The organism is Stenotrophomonas sp. P2112 (assembly GCF_041897515.1).
GTDB classification, from domain to species: Bacteria; Pseudomonadota; Gammaproteobacteria; order Xanthomonadales; family Xanthomonadaceae; genus Stenotrophomonas; species Stenotrophomonas sepilia.
Map to the genome: position 1 here is coordinate 478,995 of NZ_CP169216.1, position 12,036 is coordinate 491,030.

General features: G+C 67.8%; 12 protein-coding genes. 10 read left to right on the plus strand and 2 right to left on the minus strand.

What is annotated here, in order from left to right; translation table 11 throughout:
- Positions 1-176 precede the first annotated feature (176 nt).
- Positions 177-953: a lytic transglycosylase domain-containing protein gene (locus ACEPA4_RS02265; RefSeq protein ID WP_005415084.1), complete on the plus strand. Its 777-nt coding sequence runs from the start codon at positions 177-179 to the stop codon at positions 951-953.
- A 7-nt stretch (positions 954-960) separates the two neighbouring features.
- On the opposite strand, the gene ACEPA4_RS02270 is transcribed toward ACEPA4_RS02265, so the two are convergent.
- Complete coding sequence (locus ACEPA4_RS02270; protein ID WP_374082977.1) at positions 961-2,481, minus strand: hypothetical protein; 1,521 nt, start codon at positions 2,479-2,481, stop codon at positions 961-963.
- A gap of 167 nt (positions 2,482-2,648) precedes the next feature.
- Here ACEPA4_RS02270 and ACEPA4_RS02275 point away from each other — a divergent pair, with 167 nt between their 5' ends.
- Positions 2,649-4,730: a gluconolaconase gene (locus ACEPA4_RS02275; protein ID WP_065179614.1), complete on the plus strand. Its 2,082-nt coding sequence runs from the start codon at positions 2,649-2,651 to the stop codon at positions 4,728-4,730.
- Here the strand turns inward: ACEPA4_RS02275 and ACEPA4_RS02280 are convergent.
- Positions 4,708-5,115: a YciI family protein gene (locus tag ACEPA4_RS02280; RefSeq protein ID WP_053499021.1), complete on the minus strand. Its 408-nt coding sequence runs from the start codon at positions 5,113-5,115 to the stop codon at positions 4,708-4,710. The two genes, ACEPA4_RS02275 and ACEPA4_RS02280, sit on opposite strands and share 23 nt — an antisense overlap.
- Positions 5,116-5,820: 705 nt before the next feature.
- Here ACEPA4_RS02280 and ACEPA4_RS02285 point away from each other — a divergent pair.
- The 8 genes from ACEPA4_RS02285 (at position 5,821) to ACEPA4_RS02320 (ending at position 12,027) form a co-directional block, all read left to right on the plus strand.
- Positions 5,821-6,234 carry a YciI family protein gene (locus ACEPA4_RS02285; protein ID WP_053500761.1) on the plus strand — a complete coding sequence of 138 codons (414 nt, stop codon included), beginning with the start codon at positions 5,821-5,823 and terminating at the stop codon, positions 6,232-6,234.
- Positions 6,235-6,301: 67 nt separating this feature from the next.
- Complete coding sequence (locus ACEPA4_RS02290; protein ID WP_139726669.1) at positions 6,302-6,724, plus strand: VOC family protein; 423 nt, start codon at positions 6,302-6,304, stop codon at positions 6,722-6,724.
- A gap of 33 nt (positions 6,725-6,757) precedes the next feature.
- On the plus strand, positions 6,758-7,168 hold the full coding sequence (locus ACEPA4_RS02295) for a VOC family protein (protein ID WP_021202152.1): 411 nt from the start codon (positions 6,758-6,760) through the stop codon (positions 7,166-7,168).
- Between the two features lie 24 nt (positions 7,169-7,192).
- A complete protein-coding gene (locus ACEPA4_RS02300; protein ID WP_005415092.1) occupies positions 7,193-7,549 on the plus strand; it encodes a DUF1428 domain-containing protein in 357 nt (118 codons plus the stop codon).
- A 45-nt stretch (positions 7,550-7,594) separates the two neighbouring features.
- Complete coding sequence (locus ACEPA4_RS02305; protein ID WP_374082978.1) at positions 7,595-8,857, plus strand: RNA polymerase sigma factor; 1,263 nt, start codon at positions 7,595-7,597, stop codon at positions 8,855-8,857.
- A 106-nt stretch (positions 8,858-8,963) separates the two neighbouring features.
- Entirely contained in the window at positions 8,964-10,160 is a 1,197-nt protein-coding gene (locus tag ACEPA4_RS02310) for a hypothetical protein (protein WP_065196172.1), read from the plus strand.
- Complete coding sequence (locus ACEPA4_RS02315; RefSeq protein WP_032953880.1) at positions 10,151-11,251, plus strand: hypothetical protein; 1,101 nt, start codon at positions 10,151-10,153, stop codon at positions 11,249-11,251. The genes ACEPA4_RS02310 and ACEPA4_RS02315 overlap by 10 nt, the downstream gene beginning before the upstream one ends.
- A 98-nt stretch (positions 11,252-11,349) precedes the next feature.
- Positions 11,350-12,027, plus strand: coding sequence for a hypothetical protein (locus ACEPA4_RS02320; protein ID WP_005415096.1), 678 nt, complete (start codon positions 11,350-11,352; stop codon positions 12,025-12,027).
- The last annotated feature ends 9 nt before the right edge of the window (positions 12,028-12,036 follow it).

A 12,036-nucleotide genomic window follows, 5' to 3' on the forward strand; every position in this document is an offset into this window, starting at 1 on the left:
CCAGAGAGTTTCATCCACGCATGGCGTGGATCTACTGTCAGCCGCAGGAAATCGGCCGCTGCCGTTGCCGTTGAGGTTGCCGGCCAGCGGCCGGCACTACCGCGGGTGCAGGGCGTAGCCCTGCCGGCCCCCCATTCACCCAACATTCGCGGGCGCGGCCGGATCATCCGGCCGCCATGTCCCATCGACCTCTCCTGCTTGCACTGGTGCTGCTGCCCATCCTGTGGCCCGGGATGGCTGCCGCGCGCACGGTCTATCGCTGCGTGCAGGGCAACACCGTCAGCCTGGCCACCGCACCGGAGCCGGGATCGCGGTGCACGCCGAAGGAGATCGACGACAACGCCATCCAGGCCCCGAACCTGTGGGGCAACATGGGCGTGTTCAGTGGTGTGCTGTACGAGCGCGAGCAGGACGGCGTGCTGGTCTATTCCACCCGCAACCTGCCCGGCTCGCGGGTATTCCTGAAGTTCACCGTGGCCACGCCGCCGGGCGAGCCGGCGCACGAGGGCCTGGGCAAGGTCGGCAAGCCGCAGCTCGCGCAGCACGCCAGGCAGTTCAAGGCCGCGGCCAAAGCCACCGGCGTCGATGATGCCTGGCTGCGCGCGATCGCCCATGCCGAAAGCAATTTCGATCCGCTGGCGGTCTCGACCAAGGGCGCACAGGGCGTGATGCAGTTGATGCCGGAGACCGCACAGGAATATGGCGTGCGCGATCCGTTCTCGCCACAGCAGTCGATCGAGGGCGGCGCACGCTACATGCGCGCGCTGCTGCGCCGTTACAACGGCGATCGCCCGTTGGCGGCGGCTGCCTACAACGCGGGCATCGGTGCGGTCACCCGCTACAAGGGCGTGCCGCCCTACGCCGAAACCCTGGCCTATGTGGACAAGGTGATGGCGCTGTACGCGCGCTACCGCGAAGCGATGGGCATCCGCACCGAAGTGCCAGCCCGCTAGCAGGGACTCAGCGCGAGGTGGAAGTGCTGACCAGGTCGTAGCGCTCGATGCGGCCGACGCGTGCCACCTCCGCCTGCACGTCGGCACGCTGCTTGAGTGCACGCCACGCGGCATCGATGCGCACATCGCCCGGCAATGACGGATAGGTGCGCATGTCCTGCAGGCTGGCCAGGGTTTCACCGCGTTCAACCGGCGAGCGCAGCTGTTCGATCAGCACGGCGGCGGCACCGTCCAGGTCGCCTTCCTCCAGCAGCATTTCGCGATGGAACAGGCGGGCATCGTCGCGCTGGGCCAGGATCACCGCGCGTGCTGCATCGCGCGCCTTGGCATCGCCGCGCTCGCGGGCGGCGGCGAACTGCAGCAGCGCCTGTGCGGCCTTGCCGTAACCGGCGAGGCCCGGCATGTCATTCACTGCCTGCGCAGCGTCCTGCATGCGCCCCAGCGAACTGAACACGAAGCCGACATTCATCTGGTGCTCGACACCATCCGGGCCGAGCGCGCCGATGCGGGCGGCCTGTTTCGCCGTGGCCAGTGCCTCATCGGTGCGGCCCAGCCGGCGCAGTGCGGTGAGCCGGCTGTTGAGCAGCCAGGCCACCCATTCCGCCTCCGCAGCGGCAGGCGATTCGCCGTTGCTGGCGGCACCGGCCATGCCCTCGGTCAACGACAGCACTTCCTCGTTGCGGTCCAGCATCAGCAAGGTGGTGCTGAACTCGGCCATGCGCGCGTCCAGTGCGCGGTCGAGCAGGCCGGAAACACGCAGTTCATCGAGGTGGCGCTGTGCCGCCTGCACCGGATCGAAACGCGCGTCACCGCGATCGACATAGCGATCAAAGCGCTTGTCGCTGCGCAGGCGGATGATCTCGGCCGGGCTGTCGATCCGCGCCAGCGTGGCCGGAATGCTGTCGCCACGGCCGTTGTCGGCCTGCAGCGTGGCCAGCGCCAGCCACAGCCCGGTGGGTCCCAGGCCGCCACTCTTCCAGCCGTTGTCAAACAGCGCCTGCAGCAGGTCCATGCGCTTCTGCGGCTGCTCACGCAGGCGGTACTGCAGGTAGTTGATGGCGTGGTGATCGATCGGCAGCGGTGCGTCGGCGTGCTGCAGTGCCTTTACCAGGAAAGAGGTGGCTGCGGCCGGCTGGTTGTCCGACAGTTCCACCGACACCTGGGTGAGCAGGATCTGTGCATCCTCCGGCAGGGCCTCCTGCGCCCGCTGCAGGTAGCGGCGGGCCTGGTCCGGCTTCTTCTGCATCAGCGCGGTCCAGCCGGCGACCTGCGAGGCGCGGCCGCGATGCTCGGCATCGAAGTCGTCCAGCAACGGATCTTCCATCAGCCGCTCCATGCTGATCAGCGCCCCCAGCGTGTTGCCGTCGCGTGCCTGCTGGATGGCCTCATCCCAACGCGTGGCGTACGCCGCGTGTACTGCATCGGCGGTGGCCGAAGGCTTCTGCGGGGCCACCGTGATCGAAGCGGAGGCGGGCGCGCTGGCCAATGCGGCCAGCAGCAGGGCGGTGAGGGGGAGAACGCGGGGCATGGAGAATCTCCATCCGTGGGAACCGCATTGAACCTGCTACGGCCAGCGAGGACAAGCACGACGAAGCGAATCCTGGTGTTCAGCCGCATGATCGGCCGTGGCGGATCGCACGCGCAGCGTCTATTGTCGGTGCCTCTTCAAACAGCAGGCAGAGGCAGCGCAACACGATGGCACGGTGGCAATGGATGGCGGCAGGGGTGGCGTTGGCAACGGCGGTGGGCTTGGCTGCAACCTGGTGGGATACCCCGCTGAAAACGCTGGCCGGCCCTGCCGGCCCGGTGCCCACGCCGCTGGCCTGGACCGCGCAGATCGAGCCGCTGGCCGGCGATGGTCACCCCGGCGACCGCGACGGTGCGTCCGCGCAGGCGCGCTTCGCCGACCCGTATGCACTGCTGCGCGGCACCGATGGCAGTATCTATTTCACCGATGCCGGTGACAACAACCGGATCCGCCGCCGCCTGCCCGATGGCCGCGTTGAAACCGTGGCCGGGCAGGGCGAGGGCCGTGTCGATGGCCCTGCGCTGCAGGCCAGCTTCCATACGCCTTCGGGCATTGCCGGCGATGCGCAGGGCAACCTGTACGTGGCCGACACGGGCAACCATGCGATCCGCCGCATCGGCACCGATGGCCAGGTGACCACGCTGGCCGGTGGTGAACAGGGCTTCGCCGATGGCCCTGCCATGCAGGCCCGCTTCGATGCACCGATGGGCGTTGCGGTGGACGCGCAGGGCCAGGTCTACGTGGCGGACACGTTCAATGACCGCATCCGGGTGATCGGTACCGATGGCAGTGTGCGCACCCTGGCCGGTGGTGATCGGCCAGGCTTTGCCGATGGCGTGGGCGCTGCGGCGCGTTTCGATACGCCGGTGGCGCTGGCCTTCGACGCGCAGGGTGCATTGCTGGTGGCCGATCTGTTCAACAACGCCGTGCGCCGGGTGGGGACCGATGGCACGGTCAGCACCGTGGTTGCCGGCGGCGGCGTGATCAATGGGCCACTGTCGCTGACCACCACCCACGATGGCGTGCTGTACGTGGGGGATATGGATGGCCGCATCGTGCAGGTGACGCCGCAGGGCCATCAGATCGCACTGGTCGGCAACGGTCGCCTGCCGCGCCTGGCCCGCCCCAGCGGATTGGCGATGGAGGCCGATGGCAGCGTGCTGGTGGCCGACGCCGCAGGCTACCGCCTGCATCGCCTGCGTCCGCTGCCGGTGGGCGAACTGCCGGCGCCGGCACTGGTCGGCCCGGCCGCCGATGCCGCGCTGCCGAAGACGGGCGGCCGTTGGCCGCTCGCACCGCAGGACGGCTGGCACGAAGTGGTCGGCACCCTGGGTGAAGTGCGCGGCAACTTCAGCGGTGAGAGCCGCCACCACCTGCATGGCGGCTTCGACGTGCGCGGTGATGTGGGCCAGACCGTGCTGGCGATTGCCGATGGCAAGATCAGCAGCCCGGTGGCGGCCTGGAACCTGGGCGAGCAGGCCGAGGGCCTGGCGGTGGACCGCCTCAAGTACATCCACATGCGTGTCGGCCGCACCCCGCGCGATGTGCCGTTCGACGCGCGCTGGCAGGCGCTGTATGACGAGCAGGGCAAGCTGCAGCGGATGCGCGTGCGCCGTGGCATGCGCATCCACGTGGGAGACCGCCTGGGCAGCATCAACAACCAGGCGCACGTGCACCTGGCGGTGGGTACCGGTGGCTTCGAGACCAACGCGGTAGCGCTGGGCTTCCAGGGCTACGCCGACCACTTCGCACCGCGCATCACCGATGTGGCCCTGCTGGACGACAACGACCAGCCGATGGTCGCCGGCAGCGATGGCGTGGTGATGGTTGCGCGGCAGGGGCGTGGCGTGCAGATCGTGGTGGAGGCCTGGGACCAGGTCGACAACAATCTGCCACGACGCCGGCTGGGCATGTACCAGGTGGGTTACCAGATTCTCGATGCTACGGGACATGCGCTGCAGGGCTACGAGCAGCCGCGCTGGAACATCGTGTTCAACCGCATGCCGCCGCAGCGGGAAGCGGTGCGCGTGGCCTACGCACCGGACAGCGGCATCACCGTGCATGGCAGCGCGGTGACCCGGTTCCGCTACCTGGCCACCAACACCGTGCGTGATGGCCTGATGGAAACCGGACGCTGGCAGCCGGCGGCGTTGCCGCCGGGCGAGTACATCGTGCGTGCCAGCGTGCGCGACTACAGCGGCAACGAAGGCGTCGGCCCGCGCGAGATCAGAGTACGGCTGCTGCCATAGCCGCAGCCGGGGCGCCGCAGCGTTCGCGCTCGGCGTCCATGTCTTCCAGCGGCCGCACTTCGATGCTGCCGAAGCGTGCCCACGGGAAGTCGCGGGCGATGCGCATGGCGTCGTCGCGGTCGCGCGCCACGATCAGGTTGAAGCCGGCCAGCAGCTCGCGGGTTTCGGCAAACGGGCCATCGAGCACGCGGCTGTGTCCATCGCGCACGCGCAGGGTCTGTGCGGTATCGACCGGCTGCAGCTTCTGTGCGGCCAGCAGCGTGCCTTCGGCCTGCAGCTTGTCGGCATGGGCCAGGCAGTCGCGCATCAGCGCGTTGAATTCTTCGGTGGGCAGGGCCTGCAGCAGGGCAGGCTCGATGTAGATCAGAAGCAGGTACTGCTGCATGGCATGGTCCTGGCGGGGGCGGGGGTCCATGATCGCGCAGGATTGCGCACGGGCATGTTGCAGCGCAGAAGCGCGCCTTCGGCGGGGATCGGCGAACGGCGGAGCCCCTCCGTGGTGGCGCTACAGCGTGATTCTTGGGCTTGGCCGGGTGGGTAGGCGGGTCGGGGGACGCCGTAAACCCATCCGTGGGGGCTTAGCCGCGGCATCCATGCCGCGGACACCCCCGCCCCGCCTACCCACCCGGCCCTGGACAGTTTCCTGCGGCGTTCACCACGGAAAATCACAAACAAGAGCAAAAGCGGGTCGCTTCGCTCGTAAAGCTGAGGCCGCCAGCCAACCGCCGTTGCTGCTGCTTTTGCTTTTGCCTTTTCTCTTGATTTTCCCGTGGTGGGGCAGCCGCAGAGATCTGTCTGGGGCCGGGCGGGTGGGGTTGGCGGGGTATCCGCGCCATGGATGGCGCGGCTAAGCCCCCACGGATGGGTTCACGGCGTCCCCGCCAACCCCGCCCGCCCGGCCCACTCCCAGAAAACCAGCTTTCCGCGACCAACCCACACCACCACGGAGGGGCTCCGCCGTTCGCCGACCCTCGCCGAAGGCGCGCTTTCCGCGCAAGAAAAGAATTCCCAACAGACGTGTCGATTCCCAGCCCCCTGGTTCGTTGTACCCAGTGAAGGGCACGCACCACGCGTCCCACGGGAGACCGAAATGAAAGTGATGGTGATCGTGAAGGCCAACGCCGACTCCGAAGCCGGCCGCATGCCCAGCGAACAGGAACTGTCCGAAATGGGCGCCTTCAACGAACAACTGGTGGCCGCCGGCATCATGCTGGCCGGTGAAGGCCTGCACGCCACCCAGCGCGGCCGTCGCATTCATTTCGGCGGCGGGGCACCCAAGGTCGAGGCCGGTCCGTTCGGTCCTGCCAGCGAACAGATCGCCGGCTTCTGGCTGTGGGAGGTGCGGTCGCTGGACGAGGCCGTTGAATGGGCCAGCCGTGCGCCATTCGGCGAGGGCGGCACGCTGGAACTGCGTCCGCTGATCTCCGCAGAAGACTTTGGTGAAGCCTTCACCCCCGAATTACAGCAGCAGGAACAGCGTCTGCGTGCACAGCTGGAAGGCTGATCCGATTCCTCTCCCTGCCGGGCACGCCCCGGCACTATCGCCCTGAACCGCACAACGGAGTATTGCCATGAGACTGATTCCCTTCCTCGGCTTCAGCGGCCAGGCCCACGAGGCAATGGCGTTCTATGCCAAGGCACTCGGTGGCCAGGTCACCTCGGAAATGAAGTACCGCGACATGCCGCCCTCCGATGGCTCGCCGGGCTGCAACGAAATGCCGCCGGAAACCCTCGACCACGTTGCGCACAGCCAGCTGGAGATCGGCAGCGCCATCGTGATGGCGGCCGACGGTCCCGGCGGTGGCGAGGGCGGCTCGACCACCATCAATGTCGACGTCGACAGCATCGAAGAAGCCGAACGCGTGTTCGCCGCGCTGGCCGAAGGTGGCCAGGTGCAGATGCCGATCGGCGAAACGTTCTGGGCACATCGCTGGGGCATGCTGATCGACCGTTACGGCAAGCCGTGGATGGTCAACTGCATGAAGCAGTCCTGATCCCGCCTCTGTCATCCACAAGGAGCTTCAACGATGAGTGCACCACAACCGCAGATGATCTTCGTCAACCTGCCCGTGCAGGACCTGGAGAAGTCCAAGGCGTTCTTCACCGCGCTGGGCTACAGCTTCAATCCGACCTACACCAACGACGACGCGGCCGGCATGGTCATCAGCGAAAGCATCTACGTGATGCTGCTGACCCAGCCCTTTTTCCAGCAGTTCACCAACAAGCCGATTGCCGACGCGCACACCCACACCGAAGTGATCAACGCACTCTCGGCACCCAGTCGCAAGGCCGTTGACGAGCTGGTGGACAAGGCACTGGCCGCCGGCGCCAGCGAGCCGCAGCCGGCGCGCGACCTGGGCTTCATGTACCAGCGCGGCTTCCAGGACCTGGATGGCCATCTCTGGGAAATCGCACACATGGACGGCGAGCCGGGCTGACGGCCGCCGCAAGGGAGAACCCTCATGGCTTACGTGGATGCGTACGTGCTGCCGTGCCCGCAGGACAAGGTGGCGGCCTACCGCCGCCTTGCCCGCAAGGCCGGCGTGGTGTGGAAGGACCATGGCGCGCTGCAGTACATGGAATGCGTGGCCGACGATGTGGAACCGGGCAAGAGCACCTCGTTCCCGCGCGCGGTCAAGGCGAAACCGGGCGAGACGGTGATCGTCGCCTTCGTGGTGTTCCGCTCGCGCGCGGCACGCGACCGCATCAACGCAAAGGTGATGGCCGACCCGCGGCTGGCGTCGCTGGGCCCGAAGGACATGCCGTTCGATACCCGGCGCATGTTCTGGGGTGGCTTCAAGCCGATTGTTGAAGCGTGAGCTGCGGCGCTTGTGCGGGCCGGGCGTGCGTGCTGTGATCGGCGCATGCTCGAGCCCGCACTGACGCAGCGTCTGGAAACCCTCTGGCGGATGGAGTCGCCAGTGCTGATCGCGCGCCTGGCGCGGCTGCTCGGTGGCGATGTCGGCCGTGCCGAGGAACTGGCCCAGGACACCTGGCTGGCCGCGCTGGAGCGTTGGCCGGAGCAGGGCATCCCGGACAACCCCGGAGCCTGGCTGATGACCACCGCGCGCAACCGTGCCATCGATGTGCTGCGCCAGCACCAACGCGTGGCTCAGCAGCACGCGCAATGGGGCGAGGAACTGCATCCGGCGGCGCTGCCGGCACCCGATGACAGCCAGGCGCTGGAGGACGACCTGGGCGATGACCTGCTGCGGCTGATGTTCGTGGCCTGCCATCCCGTGCTGCCGGCCGATGCGCGCGTGGCGCTCACCCTGCGCCTGCTCGGTGGCCTGACCACCGTGGAGATCGCGCGCGCGTTCCTGCAGCCGGAACCGACCATCGCCCAGCGCATCGTGCGCGCCAAGCGCACCCTGACGCAGAAGCAGGTGCCCTATGAAGTGCCGCGCGCGGAGGCGATGCCGGAGCGCCTGGCCTCGGTGCTGGAGGCGATCTACCTGGTGTTCAACGAAGGCTATGCGGCCAGCGCCGGCGACGACTGGATGCGCCCGGCGCTGTGCGAGGAAGCGCTGCGGCTGGCCCGCGTCCTGGCCCATCGGTTGCCGGTGCCGCCGGTACTGGGCCTGCTGGCGCTGATGGAGCTGCAGGCCTCGCGCGCAGCGGCGCGGGTGGACGCGCAGGGCGTGCCGGTGCTGCTGGACCAGCAGAACCGCGCGCGCTGGGATTGGCTGCAGATCGAACGTGGTCAGCAGGCACTGGCACGTGCGCTGGCCGCAGGCGGCGGGCAGGATCCCTACGTGCTGCAGGCGCGCATTGCGGCCTGCCATGCGGCTGCGCGTCGCGCTGACGCCACCGATTGGCCGCGCATTGCTGCGCTTTATACACAGCTTCTGCAGGTGCAGCCTTCGCCAGTGGTGGCATTGAACCGGGTGGTGGCGATCCTGCGCAGCGACGGTCCCTTTGCCGCCTGGGCGCAGCTGCAGCCCTTGCTGGTCGACGCGCGCCTGCGTGACTACGCGCCGCTGCAGGTGGTGCGTGGCGAGCTGTTGCAGGCACTGGGGCGCGAGCAGGATGCGCGTGACGCTTTTGGCGAGGCGGCTCGGCTCAGCCAGAACCAGGCCGAGCGTGGACTGTTGCGGCAGCGGGCGGGCCTGCCCCCCACGGACTGAGCCGACAAGGACAGCACTTGTCGCCGCGCGCCTTAGCGGCTATGTTTCGCGCCCAGCGGACGCATCAGCGCCCGCATTCCGTGCGTATTGACCGAGGAGCGGTTGGATGTATTCAAGGACGAAGAGCGCATCGCGCGCTTTTGCGCGCCTGCTTGCCTGTGCCCTGTGCCTGGCCGTATGGCCGATGGCCGTGCAGGCCGCGGACAAATCGCAGCAGGCCTATTGGGCCGGTTTTGCCTATACCGCTGACGCCGCCGCCGTGCAGGCGACCACGCCACATGCGCATGCGGTGCTGGAACGGCGTGGCCTGATCCCGCTGAACCAGACGCTGGCGCAGTCGCTCAAGCGCCGCGCACCGGCCCACCTGGAGCTGATCGACCAGCCGGTGGCGATGCTCGACGGCACCACCAGCGCCACCGTGCTGGCCGCCGCGCTGGACCGCGAACTGGTCTCGGTCGAGCCGATCGGCGACCAGTACAAGGTGCTGGTGGAAGTGGCGCTGCAGGCGTTGTTCTTCGACTTCCGCGAGCGCCAGGTGATCGCGTCCTATCCGCTCACGCTGCAGCGCATCGACGTGCAGGATTACCGACCGGACAACGACGATATCGACGCGATCGTCGCCGATCTGCTGTATGGCGGCGCCGATACCAGCCTGTCGCAGGTGCTGGCGGCCAGCCTTGCCCAGGCCAGGTTGCCCGACGCGGCGGTGCGCCGTCTGCAGGTCGGTGGTGTAACCCTGTCCGACGCGGTCCGCGCCAAGCTGCCCGACCCAAAGTGGGAAGCGCCGCTGCGCGCCACGCTGGCCCATGAACTGTCCAAGACGCTGTCGTCCAACACCGGCGTCGGGCTGCTGCCGCCGGCCTCGGGCCAGGCGATCGGTGGCGCGATGGCTGCCCGCTTTGCCGACGGCAAGGTCTACCAGCTGAAGATTCCCGAACCCGACTACGTCATCAACCTGCAGGTCGATGCATTGAAGAACGGCGTGATCGAGGAAACCCCGGCGATGAAGACGATGCTGTTCGGCGCCTTCTTCACCGCCAAGGTGACCGAACCGTTCTCGGGGAAGGTCTATTTCGAACAGCCGCTGCGCAAGGGGGCCACCAAGGTGGTTCCGGCCACGCAGTGGCAGGTCGACCAGTGGTCGGCCAGCTACGAAACCCTGCTGGCCGGGCTCGATGCCTTCGCCGGCGCCGCCGCCAAGCGTGCCGATTCGCGCGCCTGGCTGGACGAACAGAAGCCGGGCGGCCGCCCGTTGCAGCAGCAGACCCAAGCCCTCCAGGAGTTGATCAAGTCATGTCGTTGATGCGTACCATCCTGCTCATCCTCATCGCGCTGGTGGTGGCCTCGCCGGTCGCTGCGCAGACCGCGAGTTCGCGCGGCACCGGCTCGGCCAGCTACGGCCTGCGCCTGAGTGCCGATACCCGTGCCCAGGCCCTGAACAAGGCCAAGGTCAACGCCCTGGAGGCATACATCGCCGAAACCGGTGCGGCCAAGCTGCGCCTGTTCGAAGCGCGCCGCGCCGAGTTCATCGGCGAGATCGACCGCTACGTGCTCAGCGCGGTGCAGCTGTCGGACACCGAAGACAAGAAGGCCAAGACCTACACCGTCACCGTCCGTGCCGAGATCAACACCACCCTGCTGCAGACCAAGCTGGATGCGGGTTCGGCCGTGGCCGGTGCCACCGCCGCGCAGCGCTCGCTGCTGACCTTCCTGTTCATGGCGCGCTCGCAGGACACCGTGCAGTCGTTCCAGGACAAGGAATACCGCCGCGTCGACGCCAGCAGCAGCTACAGCGAGAACACCCGTGAGGGCGACAGCTTCCGCGGCAACTCGGTCAGCACCAACGGCAGCATCAACCAGAACGGATCGGTGTCGGTCACCAGCGGCGGCAGCACCACCGCACGCGCCGACAACATCACCTGGAAGGTGGCCAACGCCGCCGAGGTCAACACCGCGATGACCGGTGCCTTCAGCGCCGCCGGCTACGAAGTGGTTGAAGCCGAATACGTGGAAGGCGAGTCGCGTGGCCTGCTCAGCATCGAGCGTATCCGCAAGGACTTCAGCACCGGCAACGACCTGGCCCCGGCCACCCTGCGTGACACCGCCAACGGCATCCGTGCAGCCAACATTCCGTACATCGCCGTCGGCACCCTCGACATCGGCATGCGCGACCGTGATCCGGCCAGTGGCAACACCCGCGTGTTCGTCACCGTCACCGGCAAGGTGCTGGATGTGACCGGTCGTTTCCCGCGCACCGTGTCGTCGGTCGGCCCGGTGCAGTTCTCCGGTACCGGCCCGAATGAAACCGTGGCCCGTACCAACGCACTGCAGCTGGCTGCCGAAAAGGCCGCCCAGCAGATGATCAACGAACTGAACGTCAAGGCGGTCCGCTGATCCGCCGCCCCGTGGGTGCCGAGCGCGCTCGGCATCCACCGGGGCTTACCGATTCCCCACGTGCCGCACCGCGGCCGTCTCTCCCAAAGGACTCTCACATGATCCGCAATACCGCTCTTGTCCTGGCCATCGCGGCCGCCACCCTGTCGATGCCGGCGCACGCTGGCCTGGGCAAGCTGAAGGACCTGGCCGGCGCCGCCACCGGTACCTCCAGCAGCAGCGCCTCCAGCGCCGCCGCACCGGATGAAGCCGCGCAGGAAGCACTGGTGCGTCGTTTCGTCAGCTCGCAGTCGCACTCGCTGCAGGCCCAGACCTCGTTCGCCCGTGCCTTCGGCCTGGCCGAGCAGGTGCAGCTGCTGGAAGCCGAGCGCCAGGCGCTGTCGTCGGGTTCGGTCAGCGTCGATGCGATGAAGAAGTCGGTGTCGGTCAGCGAAGCCGCCCAGGCCGCGATCGACGAGCGCCAGGCCGCGCAGCCGGAGCTGAACGCTGAATCCAAGCAGCACTATGCCGAAGGCCTGGTCTCGCTGCTGGCGTCGGCTGCCGAAGCGCAGAAGCTGGGCGGCGAAGCCAGCAACTTCACCGCCGGCATGAAGAACCTGGGCGCCACCCAGATGGCCACCGTCGGCCGCAAACTGGCTGCCGGTGCATGGGTGGCCAAGGAATCGCCGGGCTTCATCCAGGGCCTGTACGGCTCGACCAAGTCGGCCGTGACCTTCGCCAAGAAGAGCAAGGTGAAGGTGCCGTCGAACGCCGATTCGATGCTCGACTCGATCTGATCCGAGGAT